General features: G+C 66.9%; 17 protein-coding genes. 10 read left to right on the top strand and 7 right to left on the bottom strand.

Features of this window, described 5'->3' with window-relative positions; genetic code table 11:
• Window positions 1–32 precede the first annotated feature (32 nt).
• The 3 genes from AC5P67_RS09290 to ptsP form a co-directional block, all read right to left on the bottom strand.
• On the bottom strand, window positions 33–1,736 hold the full coding sequence (locus AC5P67_RS09290; RefSeq protein WP_060380055.1) for a PTS fructose transporter subunit IIC: 1,704 nt from the start codon (window positions 1,734–1,736) through the stop codon (window positions 33–35).
• 85 nt (window positions 1,737–1,821) lie between these two features.
• Window positions 1,822–2,778, bottom strand: coding sequence for a 1-phosphofructokinase family hexose kinase (locus tag AC5P67_RS09285; RefSeq protein WP_099484631.1), 957 nt, complete (start codon window positions 2,776–2,778; stop codon window positions 1,822–1,824).
• The gene (ptsP, locus tag AC5P67_RS09280) at window positions 2,775–5,285 is read right to left on the bottom strand and encodes a phosphoenolpyruvate--protein phosphotransferase (protein ID WP_495214604.1); all 2,511 of its coding nucleotides are present in this window, start codon (window positions 5,283–5,285) and stop codon (window positions 2,775–2,777) included. The genes AC5P67_RS09285 and ptsP overlap by 4 nt, the downstream gene beginning before the upstream one ends.
• A 155-nt stretch (window positions 5,286–5,440) precedes the next feature.
• Here ptsP and AC5P67_RS09275 point away from each other — a divergent pair, with 155 nt between their 5' ends.
• The 3 genes from AC5P67_RS09275 to AC5P67_RS09265 all read left to right on the top strand — a co-directional run bounded on the left by AC5P67_RS09275 (window position 5,441) and on the right by AC5P67_RS09265 (window position 7,377).
• Complete coding sequence (locus tag AC5P67_RS09275; protein WP_005413481.1) at window positions 5,441–6,424, top strand: LacI family DNA-binding transcriptional regulator; 984 nt, start codon at window positions 5,441–5,443, stop codon at window positions 6,422–6,424.
• Window positions 6,425–6,574: 150 nt separating this feature from the next.
• Entirely contained in the window at window positions 6,575–7,021 is a 447-nt protein-coding gene (locus tag AC5P67_RS09270) for a Rap1a/Tai family immunity protein (protein ID WP_099605808.1), read from the top strand.
• 122 nt (window positions 7,022–7,143) lie between these two features.
• A complete protein-coding gene (locus AC5P67_RS09265; protein ID WP_005409710.1) occupies window positions 7,144–7,377 on the top strand; it encodes a metallothionein in 234 nt (77 codons plus the stop codon).
• Here AC5P67_RS09265 and AC5P67_RS09260 read toward each other — a convergent pair.
• The 3 genes from AC5P67_RS09260 to AC5P67_RS09250 form a co-directional block, all read right to left on the bottom strand.
• Entirely contained in the window at window positions 7,360–7,953 is a 594-nt protein-coding gene (locus AC5P67_RS09260) for a cysteine hydrolase family protein (protein ID WP_495214602.1), read from the bottom strand. The genes AC5P67_RS09265 and AC5P67_RS09260 overlap by 18 nt on opposite strands.
• A gap of 3 nt (window positions 7,954–7,956) precedes the next feature.
• Window positions 7,957–8,595, bottom strand: a complete 639-nt coding sequence (locus AC5P67_RS09255) for a DUF6766 family protein (protein WP_005413480.1) — start codon at window positions 8,593–8,595, stop codon at window positions 7,957–7,959.
• A gap of 100 nt (window positions 8,596–8,695) precedes the next feature.
• Window positions 8,696–8,884 carry a hypothetical protein gene (locus AC5P67_RS09250; protein WP_005409707.1) on the bottom strand — a complete coding sequence of 63 codons (189 nt, stop codon included), beginning with the start codon at window positions 8,882–8,884 and terminating at the stop codon, window positions 8,696–8,698.
• Window positions 8,885–9,032: 148 nt separating this feature from the next.
• Here AC5P67_RS09250 and AC5P67_RS09245 point away from each other — a divergent pair, with 148 nt between their 5' ends.
• From AC5P67_RS09245 to AC5P67_RS09215, 7 genes are all read left to right on the top strand, one after another.
• Window positions 9,033–10,196 carry a zinc-dependent alcohol dehydrogenase gene (locus tag AC5P67_RS09245; protein ID WP_005409706.1) on the top strand — a complete coding sequence of 388 codons (1,164 nt, stop codon included), beginning with the start codon at window positions 9,033–9,035 and terminating at the stop codon, window positions 10,194–10,196.
• Window positions 10,197–10,206: 10 nt separating this feature from the next.
• Window positions 10,207–10,713 carry a hypothetical protein gene (locus AC5P67_RS09240; RefSeq protein ID WP_024956832.1) on the top strand — a complete coding sequence of 169 codons (507 nt, stop codon included), beginning with the start codon at window positions 10,207–10,209 and terminating at the stop codon, window positions 10,711–10,713.
• Window positions 10,714–10,818: 105 nt separating this feature from the next.
• Window positions 10,819–11,760, top strand: coding sequence for a hypothetical protein (locus tag AC5P67_RS09235; RefSeq protein WP_005413479.1), 942 nt, complete (start codon window positions 10,819–10,821; stop codon window positions 11,758–11,760).
• Window positions 11,748–12,506, top strand: coding sequence for a PIG-L deacetylase family protein (locus AC5P67_RS09230; RefSeq protein WP_032966809.1), 759 nt, complete (start codon window positions 11,748–11,750; stop codon window positions 12,504–12,506). The genes AC5P67_RS09235 and AC5P67_RS09230 overlap by 13 nt, the downstream gene beginning before the upstream one ends.
• On the top strand, window positions 12,503–13,090 hold the full coding sequence (locus AC5P67_RS09225; protein WP_005413477.1) for a class I SAM-dependent DNA methyltransferase: 588 nt from the start codon (window positions 12,503–12,505) through the stop codon (window positions 13,088–13,090). Before AC5P67_RS09230 ends, AC5P67_RS09225 begins: the two co-directional genes overlap by 4 nt.
• Window positions 13,087–13,773: a glycosyltransferase family 2 protein gene (locus AC5P67_RS09220; RefSeq protein ID WP_111173779.1), complete on the top strand. Its 687-nt coding sequence runs from the start codon at window positions 13,087–13,089 to the stop codon at window positions 13,771–13,773. Before AC5P67_RS09225 ends, AC5P67_RS09220 begins: the two co-directional genes overlap by 4 nt.
• Before the next feature lie 157 nt (window positions 13,774–13,930).
• Window positions 13,931–14,329, top strand: a complete 399-nt coding sequence (locus AC5P67_RS09215) for a BLUF domain-containing protein (protein WP_080334751.1) — start codon at window positions 13,931–13,933, stop codon at window positions 14,327–14,329.
• Window positions 14,330–14,342: 13 nt separating this feature from the next.
• On the opposite strand, the gene AC5P67_RS09210 is transcribed toward AC5P67_RS09215, so the two are convergent.
• The gene (locus AC5P67_RS09210; protein ID WP_005409699.1) at window positions 14,343–14,735 is read right to left on the bottom strand and encodes a response regulator; all 393 of its coding nucleotides are present in this window, start codon (window positions 14,733–14,735) and stop codon (window positions 14,343–14,345) included.
• Window positions 14,736–14,788 lie beyond the last annotated feature (53 nt).

The following is a 14,788-nucleotide window of genomic DNA, read 5'->3' as shown; positions in this document are numbered from 1 at the left end:
GGGAGGTGGCAGGGTCTTGGCGATGGGGTGGATCAGGCCGGCGTGGTGACCGGCTTCTTGAGGATGCGCAGCGCGACCGCAGTGACAGCCACGCCGGCCAGCAGTGCCAACAGGTAGATGCCGAGGTGAGTGACTGCGTTCGGGATCGGCAGCACGAACACGCCGCCGTGCGGCACCTTCAGCTCGACGCCAGCGGCCATCGAGATTGCACCTGCCACGGCAGAACCAAGGATCAGCGCCGGAATGGTGCGCAGCGGATCACGTGCGGCGTAGGGGATCGCGCCTTCGGTCACGAAACTGAGGCCAAGCACGCCGGCGGCACCGGCCGTGCCGCGCTCCTCGGCGGTGAAGCGGTTGCTGAACAGCCATGTCGCCAGTGCAATACCCAGCGGCGGCGTCATGCCGCCGATCATCGTCGCCGCCATCGGCGTGTAGACCTGGCTGGAAATCAATGCAGTAGAGAACGCGTAGGACGCCTTGTTGACCGGCCCGCCCATGTCCACCGCCATCATTCCGCCCAGCAGCAGGCCAAGCAGGATCGCGCTGCCGCCCTGCATGCCGCGCAGCCAGTCGGTCAGCCACGCCAGCAGCCCGGCGACCGGCGTGCCGATCACGTACATCATCAACAGGCCGACCAGCAGCGTGCCCAGCACCGGCAGGATCAGCACCGGCTTGAGGCCTTCCAGGCTGCGCGGCAGGCGCAGCGCACGGTTGATCCAGTGCACGCCATAACCTGCAATGAAGCCAGCCAGGATGCCGCCGATGAAGCCAGCATCCATGTTCACTGCTACCAGTCCGCCGATCATGCCGGGCGCAATGCCGGGCCGGTCGGCGATGGAGTAGGCGATGTAACCGGCCAGCGCCGGCACCATCAACATGAAGCCGGACTTGGCGCCGATCTGGAACAGCGACCACGCCAGCGTGCCCTTGTGCGCGTCATCGAAGGCATAGATGCCGCCGAGTGCGAACGCCAGTGCGATCAGCAGGCCACCGGCAGTGACGAACGGCAGCATGAACGACACGCCGGTCATCAGATGCTTGTAGGGGCCGGTGGCCCTGGTTTTTTCGGCCGTGCGGCCCGGAGTCGCGGTACCGGCCTGCACGCCGGCCTCGGCCAGCGCCTTGCGGATCAGGTTCTGGCCATCGTTGATCGCCGGCTTGGTGCCACTCTTGAACAGGCGCTTGCCGGCGAAGCGCGACAGATCGACTTCGCGGTCTGCGGCGATCAGGACGAGGTCGGAGGCAGCGATTTCCTCGTCACTCAACGCGTCCTGCGCGCCCACCGAGCCCTGGGTTTCGACCCGGATTGCATGGCCCAGTGCCTTGGCGGCCTGTTGCAGGCCCTCCGCCGCCATGAAGGTGTGGGCGATGCCGGTGGGGCAGGAGGTGACGGCGACGATGCGCTTGCCCGCATGCGTGCCGGCGTTGCCCGACACCGCGGCCACGAGCGGTGCGAGCGCCGCAACCGGGTCGTCCAGTACCTCGCCCAGGCTCGCATGCACGATCCCGGCATTGGCGAAGCGCGCGATGTCCGCCTCACCGTCACCCACCAGCAGCAGGTGCGTCGCGGCGGCGGCGTTCGAGGCAGACAGCGCGCCGGTCACGCCCTGGTCGCTGCGGATCTCGATCATCAGCTCGAGCCCGCGCTGGCGGGCGGCGCGGCGCAGCGCTTCGGCGGCAAGAACCGCCTCGATGCTGCGTTCGCCGGCGGCGATGACTACGTTGGAAGCGTGCATGGAAACTCCTGGAATTCTTCGGGCTCGTGCTTGCCGAAGGCGCTGCGGTCGGCCCGAAGCCGCCGCCGTGCTCCCGGCAGGGGGGTCAATCCAACCGCTCGATCAGTACATCGCCGGTCCACCCGCGTACCTGCGCCGGGTCCAGCCGTCGTGCGTCACCGCTTTGCAGCCGGCTCATCGAGAACGCGGTCGCCAGCCGCGCGCAGCCGTCCAGATCGATGGACGGCTCCAGCAGGGCGGCAGCGATGCCGGCCACCATCGCGTCGCCCGCACCGACCGTGCTGCCCTGGGCCAGTCGCGGCGGTCGTGCGACCAGCGCGCCGCTGCGATCAATGAACAGCGCGCCGTCGGTGCCCATCGAGATCGCTACGAGCGCAACGCCACGTTCGACCAAGGCCTGGCCAGCGACGCGCAGGGCGCTGCGGTCCGGCAGCGGGGTGCCGGTCCAGGCCTCCAGCTCCTGGCGGTTGGGCTTGACCGCGTAGGGCAGCGCACCGGCGGTGTCACTCAATGCAGCCACAAGTGCGTCGCCACTGGTGTCCAGCAGCACGCGCGCACCGGCGGCGGCGGCCTGCGCCTGCAGTCGCGCCCATGCATCGGACGGCAGTCCAGACGGCAGGCTGCCGGACAGCACCACCGGAAGGCCCGGCAGCAGCAAGGCGCCAAGCCTGCGCGACACTGCGTCCAGAGCGGTATCGTCGAGGGCCAGGCCGGGCAGGTTGATGTCGGTGGTTTCGCCGTTGTCCTCGTCAACCAGCTTGATGTTGGTGCGGGTGCTGCCGGGGATACGCAGGCAACCATCCACGATGCCGCGCGTGGAGAAGAGCGCGCCGAACACACCGTCGTTGCCGCCACCGAGCACGCCCAGCGCGGCGGTCGGCACGCCCCAGTCGGCCAGGCAGGCGGCCACGTTGATGCCCTTGCCACCCGCATCGTCGCGGCTGCTGCGGGCGCGGTGCACATGGCCCGGCCGCAGGCTGGCCAGCCGCACGGTCTGGTCGATCGCCGGGTTCAAGGTAACGGTGACGGCGCGGGCGTTCATGCGCGGGCTCCGTCGAGGGCGCGCACCTGCTCGGCGGTTTCGCAGTCCAGCGCCGTCGCAGCCAGCGTTTGCAGATCGGCCAGCGCGCTGCCACGCAGGCGTGCCTTCACGGACGGGATGTCGTTCGGGGTCATCGACAGTTCGTCCACGCCCAGCCCTGCCAGCAGCATCGCGCCGAACGGATCGCCGGCCAGGCCGCCGCAGACACCCACCCAGCGCCCCTGCGTGCGTGCGCCGTCCACCGTGGTGCGGATCGCGCGCAGCACGGCCGGGTGCAGGCTGTCGGCCTCTGCGGCCAGCTCCGGGTTCTGGCGATCGATCGCCAGCACGTACTGGGTCAGGTCGTTGGTGCCGATCGAGAAGAAGTCGGCGTGGCGCGCCAGCACATCGCTCTGGGCGGCCGCGGCCGGTACTTCGATCATGATGCCGATCGGCACGTCGGGGGCCTCGAGTTCGGCGCGCAGGCGCTCGCAGATGGCACGCAGTGCGACCAGTTCAGGCACCGAGGTGATCATCGGGAACATGATGGACAGGCGTGCCCCTTCCTTCGCTGCGCGGTACAGCGCACGCAGCTGCGGCTCAAGCAGATCCGGGCGGCGCAGCAGCAGGCGCGCGCCGCGCACGCCGAGGAACGGGTTCTCCTCGTGCGGCAGCTCCAGGTGGGCGACCTGCTTGTCGCCACCGATATCGAGCGCACGCACGATCAACGGACGGCCTTCCAGCGCTTTGGCCATCGCCATGTAGGTTGCGTACTGCTCCTCCTCGCTGGGCGTGCTGCCGCGTTCGAGGAACAGGAATTCGGTGCGCATCAGGCCGACACCTTCCGCGCCCTGTTCCAGCGCCAATGGCACCTGCTCAGGCAGGTTCACGTTGGCGCCGATGTCGATGCGATGGCCGTCGGTGGTCTGCGCCGGCTGCGCGCGTTGTGCGGCTTCGCGCGCGCGGATCTGCTGCTGCTCGGCGATCCAGGCGCGTGCCGAAGCAAGATCGGCCTCGGAAGGGGACAGGTAGAGCCGCCCGCTGCTGCCGTCGATGATCGCTTCGCGGCCGGCCTGGATCGCCAGCAGTTCGGCGCCACCGGCAACCAGCGCCGGCAGGCCGAGCGTGCGCGAGAGGATCGCAGTGTGCGACGCGGGGCCGCCCTGTGCGGTGGCGAGGCCGAGCACGCGGGTGCTGTCAAGGTTGGCAGTATCCGAGGGCGACAGGTCGGCGGCAAGCAGGATGCACGGTTGCGCCGGTAGATCTGCCAGGCCGCCACCGGCCGCAGAGGGGTCAAGCTGCGCCAGTACGCGCCGACCCACATCGCGCAGGTCGGCAGCGCGCCCGGCCAGCACCGGATTGCCCAGCGCCGCCAGCCCGGAGGCGATCTGCTCGATGGCCTGGTGCCAGGACCACGCGACGCCATGACCTTCAACCATCAGCTGGCAGGTACGGGTAATCAGGTCGGTGTCGTCAAGCAGCGCAGCCTGCGCCCTGAAGATCGCCGCATCCGAGGCGCCAAGGCGGCGCTGGGTGTCGTCCTGCAGCGCGGCCAGCTGCTGGCGGGTACGACTGAGTGCATCCTGCAGGCGCGCGCCGCCCTCGCCAAGCGGGGCAGGGCGATCGGCAACATCGGCCTGCGCGCTGGCCAGTACATGCAGCGGACCGATGGCCAGCCCGGGGCTGGCGCCGATGCCGACGATCGCTGCCTGCGCTTCGGGCGGATTCCAGCCCGCGACCGGCGCCGTCTTTCGCTGCGCTGCACGCTCCGCATCGGCCTTTTCCTGCGCGACCAGCCCGTCCATGGTCTTGCGTAGTGCAGCCAGCAGTGCGGGGGCATCGGCGCCTTCGGCAGAAACACGCACGGCATCGCCCTCGCGAAGCCCGAGCTGCAGCAGCGCCACCAGACTCTTGGCATCGGCCGCCTGATCACCCGCGCGCACCTGGGCCCGGGCCGTAAAACTCCGCGCCGTCTCGGCCCAGCGCGTGGCCGGGCGCGCGTGCAGTCCGCTGGGGTAAGCAATGGTCCAGTCGAAACGCTCGGCCAGGTCCGCCACTGGGTCGTGAGTGGCAGAGACTGCGACGTCGCTGGCCAGCGCATTGACGATTTCGCTTGCATCGGAGGTAGTGAACAACCGCCGCAGCGCGGCCTCGTCCTGGATCAGGCGGGTCAGCCTGCGCAGCAGGGTGATGTGGGTATCGGACTGGGCGGCAATGCCAACCACCAGGCGGGTGACCTGGCCGGGGTTCCATTCCACGCCTTCCGGCAACTGCAGCACCGCAATGCCGTCGCGGCGCACCAGGTGGCGGTCCTCGCCGAGCCCGTGCGGGATCGCCACGCCATGGCCGAGGAAGGTGTTCGCCAGCGCTTCGCGGCGTCCCATGCTGGCCTCGTAGCCCGGCGCCACGCAGCCGGCAGCGACCAGCATCTGGGCCACCTGGGCGATGGCATCGGTCTTGTCCTGTGCCCGCGCATCCAGGCGGATCAGTTCCCGGCTGACGGGGGAAGGGGAGGTCAGGGGCGACAAAGCGGGCTCCGGGAGGGATGGCTGGGGCGTATTGGGAACGTTCCCACTGCACATTTCAATGTGCACTGCACAAAAATCCAATAGTCCTTTGGCGTTAGCATTGCCCTGAACAGCCATCCGGCCATGAACAGCGTACGTTTCCGGGAACGTTTCCAATGAGCATCAGCATCAACGACGTCGCACGCGTGGCGGGGGTGTCCAAATCCACGGTGTCACGGGTGCTCGGGGGCGGTCCGGTCAGCGAGGACGTGCGCGGCAGGGTCGAGCTGGCGATCCGCCAGACCGGCTATCGACCCAACCTGCAGGCAAGACGGCTGCGCTCCCGGCACACCGGCATCATCGGCTTGATCGTGGCGGATATCCGCAACCCGTTCTTCACGGCGCTGATCCGCGCCGTGGAAGAGGTGGCCTATCGCGAAGGTCTTCGGGTCACCCTCTGCAACACCGACGAGGACCCCGAGCGGGAGGCGCTGTATCTGCAATTGATGCACGAAGAGCGCATCAGCGGCCTGATCTTCGCGCCGACCCGGACCACGGTGGGCCGGCTCGAGCGGCTCACGCTGGACTATCCGACGGTGCTGGTGGACCGTGCCGCGCCCGGCGGTCCGATCGACAGCGTGGTACTCGACAATCCGGCAGCGATGGCAGGCCTGGTCGAGCATCTGGTCGAGCGCGGCTATCGGCGTATCGGCGGATTGTTCGGCAGCACCAGTACCACCGCGGCCGAGCGACGTGACGGTTATCTCGCTGCGATGCGCACGCATGGGTTGCAGCCGGACTACCGTGAGGTTGAACCCACGGCCGAAGCCGCCATCGCGACGGTCGATCAGTGGCTCGCCACGCCATCCCGCCCCGAAGCACTGGTCACCAGCAACAGCCTGCTGTTGATGGGAGCATTGAAAGCCGCCCGCGGCGCCGGGCTGGCGATTCCAGAGGCGTTGGCACTGGCCGGCTTCGACAACGAACGCTGGACCGAGCTGGTCGAGCCGGGCATCACCGTGATCGAGCAACCGGTTGAGGAGATGGGGCGGGCCGCGATGTCGCTGCTGCTTGAGCGCCTGCGCACGCCGGAGCTGCCGGTACGCCGACTCGTAATGACGGGCCGGTGCGTGGTCAGAGGGTCGACGGCAGCGCGATAGCTCGGCGCCCGATCGTGGCGAAGCCTGGGAATGCCGCCCGGGTGTTGGCGGGCCAACCGCTGTCTGTTAAAAGCCATCTGTCCACAACCAGCTTGATCGACTTTGACCCACGCTGTGTGCATCCCACAGGAACGCGCCAAGGACCCCGACATGAATGGACATCACGAACCCGAGGCGCGCCGCCTCACGCGTCGGCTCCTCGCACTTGGCCTCTGCGCCCTGGCAGGATCCGCCCTCGCCGGAACAACGCAACCGGCACGCACCTGGCTTGTCAGTGGAGCCGAACTCATCACCCTGCTGCAGGGCAAAGGCGCTGATGGCTTCTGCGACGGCGAGCAGTGCCGGAACCTGTCCAGCGCTCGCGCCAGCGCCTACATCCAGGGCGTTGCCGATGCCAGCCACGGCCAGTGGTGTGGCCAAGGCAGGATTCTTCCGCATGAGCTGGTCGACCGTGTGTCTTCCCATCTCCGGCAGTTGCCCGGCGAGCGATTGCAGCAGGATGCGTCTTCACTGGTTGCCGAAGCGCTGCGGACCGCATTCCCCTGTGGTGGTGGCGCGTCACGGGGGGGCAGTGCCGAGCCCGGCAAAGACGAATAGGACGGGCCGCGCCCGACGCGTGACGATGCGAACGTCCTACACCCTCGCGACACGGTGCATTCACGGCCACCGACACCCGCGCTGTCCACACTGCATGTTCCTTCCACAGCACGAGGTGCCCCATGGCCACCTGTGATGTCTGCGGCAACAACTACGACAAGAGCTTCACCCTCCAGCAGGGCGGGCGCAGCGGCACGTTCGATTCATTCGAATGCGCGATCCACGCATTTGCACCGCGCTGCGCACACTGCGATTGCGCTGTTATCGGGCATGGTGTTGAAGGAAATGGCCAGATCTTCTGCTGCGCACACTGCGCCGGTCATTCAGGTGTACAGGGTTTAGCCGACCGGGCCTGAGTCGCCGTCAACGCCATCCCGCTCCTGCCCAGAGACAAGCGAAGAAACCCGCGCGACCCGCGCTGCGCCCGAACCAGCAAGCAGTGCCAGTGCCCGCCGCTTCTGCGCTGGCATCCCCGCCACGGCCTCCGACGCCAACACCACGTGGAATTCCCTGGCGTTGGCGTCCAACGCTGTAGCCAGGACACACGAATCGGCCGTCATGCCACACAGCCAAAGGCGGCGCACTCCCAGTTTGGCCAGCAGAATCGGCAAAGGGCTGGCCAGAAAGGCCGAGTGCTTGGGCTTGAGCACGAAGTAGTGACCAGGCAGAGGCGAGAGAAGGCTGGCGATTCGCCCCGCCGGGCCACCGTCGCGCCGGCACTGTTCCACCTGCTGGCGGAAATCGCGCTTCCATTCCGAGAAATTGTCGTTGGCGTAGATGACCGGCCAACCGCGTTCGTCGAAGTGATCCCTCAGGCGCCGGACCTGCCGGGCCGCCCGCTCTGCCGCCGGCGCCAGCTTTCCAGCGCCAGGGAAGTCGAATCGGCTGAACATGTCGATGATCAGCAGGGCCGTCGATGGATCAGCTCGCATGGCTCAATCACCTGTCTGTGCGTGTGGGGCCTCAACCGGCTTGGATTGCGGGGAGTCCTTCTGGCGCAGGAAAATCGTCAGCACCACCAGGGACAGCACGGCCAGGAATTCGCTCTGCCAGTTCTGCATGGATTCGAACCAGAATGTGCTGCTGGCGAGGTGCTCCACAAAGCCTGGCGGCGGCAATCCCTTCAACTGCTGTTCGGCCTCCTCGGCACGCCAGCTTCCCACCGCATGCAACGTAAAGCTGAACAGGAACAACAGCCCGAACGCGATCGCAAGCGAATGACCGTAGAGCGTCTTCCATGGACCACCGCGCCTTACCGGCCACGGCGTGGGCCCCGGCTCGACGCGATTCTGTTCCTGCGCAGGGTCCAGCGGCCGCGATTCGGCCGAGCCGCGCTGGCGCAGGCTGACCGTCAGGAGCACATACATCCCCATCTGCAGGAACTCGCTCTCCCAGTTCTCGAACGTGGCGCTGACGAAGTGCCCCGTCGCGAGGTAGTGCCAGAGATCGATCGGCGCGCGTCCGTGCTCGACCAGTTCCTGGTTGTGCACGTGATGCCCGGCAACCGCCTGCCCAACGATGAACACAAGCGTGAGCACAAGCAGCACCAGCGAGAGACCGTTGCGTTTCCACATGCAACACCTCGTTCAGTCTGTTCCAGAGGCCGTGCGCGAAGCTTGCGCGGGTAGCAGGCCATGACCCGTGAATCCGGCGCATCCAGAATGTGAGGCGGACTCAACGCTTTCCGGTCGGGTCAGGATCAGGACGTTCGTAGTCTTCCGGTACGGCCTTGGGGCCATCGCCGTCGTCGGGCATGTCGTGCTCCTTCCACTTGGCTCGATCGTTGCGCCGCTTGTCCGGCGTGTGCGCCTTCGACTGATCGTCCACGTCTGTCGTCGGATTGAAGGGCAGCTTGTCGTTCATGGGCAGCTCCTGCGGCTAAAGACCGAAGACTGCACCGGGCCGGGTTAACACCATGACCCCGTAGAATGAACGCCGTGCACACCGGGATGTCACCGAAGCGGGATGGCGGCCTTGCGATGCTGGCGTCCCGAGCTCCTGGAGAAGCACGATGCAGGCATTGACCTATCACGGCCGCAAGGATGTGCGAGTCGAGACCGTACCGGACCCGGTACTGGCGGCCGAGGATGATCTGATCCTGAGGGTAACCGCCACCGCCATCTGTGGATCGGACCTGCACCTGTATCGCGGCAAGATTCCGGATCTGCACGATGGCGATGTGCTCGGCCACGAGTTCATGGGCGTGGTGGAAGAGGTCGGCAGCGGCGTGACCCAGGTGCAGCCGGGCGATCGTGTGGTGATCCCTTTCGTGATCGCCTGTGGAGAGTGCTTCCATTGCCGCCTGGCCGAGTATGCCGCTTGCGAAACCACCAATACCGGCAAGGGCGCCGCACTGAATCAGAAGGGCATGCTGCCTCCGGCCGCATTGTTCGGCTACAGCCATCTGTATGGCGGCGTGGCCGGGGGCCAGGCCGAATTCGTGCGCGTACCGAAGGCGAATGTAGGCCCGCTGCGCATTCCGGAAGGCATTGCGGATGAGCAGGTGCTGTTCCTGTCCGACATTCTCCCCACCGGCTACCAGGCTGCGCTGAACGCAGGGGTGAAGGCGGGCTCGACGGTGGCCATCTTCGGTGCGGGCCCGGTGGGGCTGATGAGCGCGGCCTGCTGCCGCCTGCTGGGCGCAGAGACCATCTTCATGGTCGACCATCTTCGTTACCGTCTGGATTACGCGCGCCGTACCTACGGTGTGACGCCCATCGACTTCAAGGAGATCGAAGACCCGGCGGACTACATCCTTGCCCAGACCAGTGGGCGGGGCGTGGACGCCTGCATCGAGGCGGTGGGCTTCGAGGCCGAGGGCAGTGCGCTGGAGTCAGCATTGACTGCCGTGAAGCTGGAGGGCAGCAGCGGCGTGGCGATCCGGCAGTGCATCGCGGCAGCACGCCGCGGCGGCGTGGTCAGCATCCCGGGTGTCTACGCTGGCTTCATCCATGGTTTTCTGCTGGGTGATGCGTTCGACAAGGGGCTGACGTTCAAGATGGGGCAGACCCACGTGCAGGGACTGATGCCGGAACTGCTCGACGCAATCATGGAAGGAAAGCTGCACCCGGGTGACATCATCTCGCACCGGATGCGCCTGGCCGATGCAGCTCAAGGCTATGCAATGTTTGATGCCAAGGACGATGACTGCCGCAAGATCGTATTGACACCCTGAGCGTGCCGCCATGAGCGCGATTGTCATCGCCTGTGTCTACGCCCTGTGGCTGGCTGCCGGATCGCTGGATTTCCATTTTCACCGGCGCACCGATCTTCCGCACACTTCCGCGATGCGCGAAAGCCTGCTGCATGGGGTGCAGCTGCTGCTGATCGGCAGCGGCGTGCTTGCCTGGCTCCTGCTGGAGAACACGTTGTCGCTGGTCGCGCTTCTGGCAGGCCTGGTCATCGCACACGCGGTCGCCGGCTATCTCGATACCGTCAGCGCGGACGGCCGTCGACGCATCAGCCCGGCGGAACAGCATGTGCACAGCGTGCTGGATGCCGCGCCATGGGTGCTGCTGGGTTGGGTGGGCTGGCAGGTCCACCCGCGGTGGTCGCTCGAAGTGAAGCCTGCAGCACCGGACGTCTGGTGGCTCACCCTGCTGCCGGCGCTGGGCCTGGTGGTGCTGCCATGGCTCTGGGAACTGCGGCAGTGCGTGCGTGCAAGAGAGCAACGCCCGCAGACGGGTCCGTGAGGATCACGGTGCCGGGCATTCATGTGCCCGCCACGCCATCAAGACAGGCATGTGACCGCCTGCCGCCTACGTTCATGGCGTATCTCCATTGCAGGTCTGCCACCCATGCAGGATGTGACGTCATCCTCTTCGCTGTTCAATCGCGCACGCCAGGTGCTGGTGCAGCAACCGGCATTGCCTTTGCCCGGTGGCGGCCAGACGCTGCAGCGTTGGCAGGCGCTGGCAGCCTGGGGGGCAGAGGATCTTTGCCTGGCCAAGGTACTGGAGGCCCACTATGACGCCCAGGCGATTGCTGCCGAGTTGAGGGCGCCCATCCCTGCTGAAGACACGTTGCTGGCGGTGTGGGCTGCAGAGGGTCCGGCCAACACCGTTCGCATCGATGCCGGCGGTGGGTTGTACGGTGACAAACCCTGGTGTTCCGGCAGCGCATGGGTGGATGCGGCACTGGTAACGGTTCGCAACCCGCAGGGCGTGTGGCTATGCCAGGTAGCGGCGGAACACTGGCACACACTTGCGGGCGAGCCATGGCCTGCCGTGGGCATGGCCGCAATCCCTTCCACCACGGTGCGCTTTGACGGCGCACCGATGGTGATCCTGGGGACGCGCGATGACTACCTGCAGCGCCCGGGCTTCTGGCACGGCGGGGCAGGCATCGCGGCGGTCTGGTTTGGTGCAGCGGCCGCTTTGGCCGAGCGCATGCGACCGGCCTGCACCGAGGGAAATCGCGCGCGGCTGCTGGGTGAAGTGGACCTCGCCCTGGGCCCGGCAGCCGCGCTGCTTCGCGAACTGGCGGCGCACATCGACGCCGCGCCCGAACTGGCCCATCGCGAAGATGTAGTGCGCGTGCGCTGTGTCGTTGAGCGCGCGGCAACGCGTGTGCTGGACCTTGCGGGTCGGGCGCTGGGCCCGGGCCCGATGTGCCTGGAGGACGCCCATGCCCGGCGCTGCGCGGACCTGACCGTGTTCCTTCGCCAGAGCCACGCCGACCGCGATTGGGAATGGCTGGGCGAGCAGCGTGCAGCACAGGAGGCAACATGGGCGCTGTAGCCAGGACACCCCTGCAAGGGGAAGGAACCCAGGAGCAGGCCTGGCTGCACTGCGATTGGCTCTGGCAGCAACCGACCACATCGGCAACCGCACTCTGCAGCGGGCATGACCGCATGGTGGTGGTCGCGCCGCATCCGGACGACGAAATCCTCGGCTGTGGCGGACTGCTGCATCATGCTGCGGGGCAGGGTATCGACGTCAGTGTCGTTGCCGTGACCGACGGCGAAGCATGCTACCCGGGCGAGCCGTGGTGGACGCCCGAACGCCTGCGATCAGCGCGCCGAGCGGAGCTTGCCGCGGCATTGGGCGAACTCGGCATTCCGGTTCGCTCCATCTTCCACCTGGGTATCGCCGACGGCGCGGTCAGCGCGCATGAGCAGGGGCTGGAAGGTTGGCTGCAGCAGTATCTGCAACCGCGCGACCTGGTCCTGGCGCCATGGCGGTTTGATGGTCACCCCGATCACGAAGCGGCAGGACGCGCTGCCTGCCGCGCCGCGCGGGCGGTTGGTTGCCACCGGCTGGAGTACCCGGTGTGGGGCTGGCACTGGCTTGACCCTGCCTGCGCACATATGGCGTGGGAGGTTCCGAAGCTGGTCGACATTTCAGCAGTGGCGTCCGCAAAGCGAAACGCAATCGCGCATTTCCGTACGCAGACCGGCGACGTGGCGGGCCTGAACAGCCCGCCGGTGCTGCCCGCACATGTACTCGCCCGATTCTTCCGAAACTACGAGGTATTCCTTGCATGAGCGCGCAACCGTACTTCGATGACCTGCATGAGCAGGAGGACCCGTTCGGCTACCGCAGCCGGTGGTATGAAGAGCGCAAGCGTGCGCTGCTGCTGGCAAGCCTCAGCCAGCGCCAGTTCGCTCGCGGCTGGGAACTGGGGTGTTCCAACGGCGTACTGACCGAGGCGCTGGCCGCACGTTGCGAACGCCTGCTGGCAACCGACATCAGCCCACGTGCGGCGTTCCAGGCGCGCCGCAACCTGGCCCATCTGCCGCACGTGCAGGTTCATTGCGCCAGCCATCCCGAGCAATGGCCGCCAGGACGCTTCGACCTGATCGTCTGCGGCGAAATGGGCTACTACCTGGGGGCAGGCGCACTGCGCGAGCTGCGCGGCGGCATCGATGAAGCACTTCGCGATGACGGCCTGCTGGTTGCCTGCCATTGGTTGCCCTCGTTCGCCGGACGCGCGAGCCGGACCGAGGTGGTGCATCGATGCCTGGGGGAAGGCCTGCAGGAAGCCTTCCACTACCGCGATGCGGACTTCGTGCTTCAGGGATGGACACGGGGCCCCTTGTCATTGGCCCGGAACGAGGGCCTGCGGTGATAGGCGTTCTGATACCCGCCCACAACGAGGCGGACAGTATCGCGCGGTGCCTGCAATCCATCCGGGTGGCGGCCCTTCACCCGGGCCTCGGCGGCGAAGCAGTGGAGGTGATGGTCGCGCTGGATGCGTGTACGGATGCAACGGGCATCATCTGCCGCCAACACCAGGTCGGCAGCGTGCAGCTGGATGCACGCTGCGTCGGTGTCGCCCGGGCCGCAGCCGCTGCTGAACTGCTGGGGCGGGGCGCCAGGTGGCTGGCAAGCACGGACGCTGACAGCGAGGTGCCTCCCGAGTGGCTGGCCGCACAGGTTCAGGCCAGTTGTGACGCTTTCTGCGGACTGGTGGACATAGCGACGACCTGCCAGGGTGAACGGCGCCTGCGCAGGGCATTCCAGGCAAGACAGCAGTGGGGCGACCATCATGGGCGCATCCACGGTGCCAACCTCGGCGTCTCTGCCAGTTCCTATCGGGCCGTTGGCGGCTTTGCTCCCCTGCACTGCAGTGAAGACGTGGCGCTTGTCAGAGCGCTGCAACGCTGCGGTGCGGTGGTGCGATGGGCCGGCGCTCCCGTGGTGATGACAAGTGCGCGTCTGCAGGGGCGTGCTACAGGCGGATTCTCCGCTTATCTGGCGGCGCTGGGTGGCGAGCGCTCCGGCGCGGAAGCATCGGCCCTGATCACCTGAGGGTCAGCCACACCGTCACGCAAGCGCCCCGTGTTATCGGAGCGTGCGGTTGAGGAGAGCGTTGGGACAGCGCAGGCCACGAAGGCCCTCATCCCTGCCTACCTCCGCGAAGCGATGATGGACGAGCAGGAAATTTCCTGCGTCAGAAGGAACGAACGTGCCCCTCCGTGCAGTCGCCTACGCAAGTGAGGCGACATCGGGGCTTTCCATGGACCATGTGGATGACCTCGCCAGGGCCGCCGCCCGCTTCAACTTCGAAGCCGGCGTTACGGGTGTGCTTCTTTACGACGGGCTCCGTTTCCTCCAGTACATCGAGGGACCGGAAGACAGCATCAACGTGGTGTACAGCCGCATCCTCAGTGCCCGCAGCCATTGCGAGCTGATCGAGCTGGGCCGGGGCAGGGTTTCCGGCCGATTCTTTCCCTACTGGTCAATGCGGCTGCTGTGGGTCGATGACTCCGAGATCCGCAGCGTGGCGCGCAGCAACTGGGATGGGCTCTCCCGTGGCGGCGCGCTGCGCCAGCTGAGCCTGGTGGTGGCCCCGCACCTGGGGTGACCACCCATGGCAATCAATGCGCCGGCGGTTGCACGCAGACATCCCCCATGACGCGCCGAACCGTCTCCTGCAACTCGCCGACGTGGAACGGTTTGGCCACGAACGCGGCGCGACGGTGACGCTGCGGCACCAACTGGTCATAGACCGCGGATACGAACAGGAACGGAATACCGAGTTCCGTCAGGCGATCAGCCACCGGGAAGACCACGCCGTCGCGAAGCTCGACGTCGAGCACGGCGCCGTCGAATCGCTGGTTGTCCAGCAGCCCCAGCGCATCGAACACGCTGTAGGCATGCGTCACCTGGTCGCCTGCGTCCTCCAGCGCCTGTTCCATCAGCGCAGCCAGGTCGAGCTGGTCTTCCACCAGCAGCAGGTTGCATCTGCGCTGGCTCATTCCGGATTGCATACGTGCACGCCTGTGTTGTCCTTGGGAACTGCAGTCTGTGCTGTGCTGCATCA

It is taken from the genome of Stenotrophomonas sp. YJH_SMC_21 (genome assembly GCF_059369555.1).
The sequence above is the reverse complement of the archived record's forward strand: the minus strand, read 5'-3'. Positions and strand labels throughout refer to the sequence as shown.

What these genes read in the sequence shown, in the direction of transcription:
- AC5P67_RS09285 (WP_099484631.1), bottom strand. Translation starts at nt 2,778, where the DNA reads ATGAACGCCCGCGCCGTCACCGTTACCTTGAACCCGGCGATCGACCAG.
- AC5P67_RS09210 (WP_005409699.1), bottom strand. Translation starts at nt 14,735, where the DNA reads ATGCAATCCGGAATGAGCCAGCGCAGATGCAACCTGCTGCTGGTGGAA.
- AC5P67_RS09255 (WP_005413480.1), bottom strand. Translation starts at nt 8,595, where the DNA reads ATGTGGAAACGCAACGGTCTCTCGCTGGTGCTGCTTGTGCTCACGCTT.
- AC5P67_RS09230 (WP_032966809.1), top strand. Translation starts at nt 11,748, where the DNA reads ATGGGCGCTGTAGCCAGGACACCCCTGCAAGGGGAAGGAACCCAGGAG.
- AC5P67_RS09265 (WP_005409710.1), top strand. Translation starts at nt 7,144, where the DNA reads ATGGCCACCTGTGATGTCTGCGGCAACAACTACGACAAGAGCTTCACC.
- AC5P67_RS09225 (WP_005413477.1), top strand. Translation starts at nt 12,503, where the DNA reads ATGAGCGCGCAACCGTACTTCGATGACCTGCATGAGCAGGAGGACCCG.
- AC5P67_RS09290 (WP_060380055.1), bottom strand. Translation starts at nt 1,736, where the DNA reads ATGCACGCTTCCAACGTAGTCATCGCCGCCGGCGAACGCAGCATCGAG.
- AC5P67_RS09275 (WP_005413481.1), top strand. Translation starts at nt 5,441, where the DNA reads ATGAGCATCAGCATCAACGACGTCGCACGCGTGGCGGGGGTGTCCAAA.
- AC5P67_RS09245 (WP_005409706.1), top strand. Translation starts at nt 9,033, where the DNA reads ATGCAGGCATTGACCTATCACGGCCGCAAGGATGTGCGAGTCGAGACC.
- AC5P67_RS09250 (WP_005409707.1), bottom strand. Translation starts at nt 8,884, where the DNA reads ATGAACGACAAGCTGCCCTTCAATCCGACGACAGACGTGGACGATCAG.
- AC5P67_RS09240 (WP_024956832.1), top strand. Translation starts at nt 10,207, where the DNA reads ATGAGCGCGATTGTCATCGCCTGTGTCTACGCCCTGTGGCTGGCTGCC.
- AC5P67_RS09270 (WP_099605808.1), top strand. Translation starts at nt 6,575, where the DNA reads ATGAATGGACATCACGAACCCGAGGCGCGCCGCCTCACGCGTCGGCTC.
- AC5P67_RS09260 (WP_495214602.1), bottom strand. Translation starts at nt 7,953, where the DNA reads ATGCGAGCTGATCCATCGACGGCCCTGCTGATCATCGACATGTTCAGC.
- AC5P67_RS09235 (WP_005413479.1), top strand. Translation starts at nt 10,819, where the DNA reads ATGCAGGATGTGACGTCATCCTCTTCGCTGTTCAATCGCGCACGCCAG.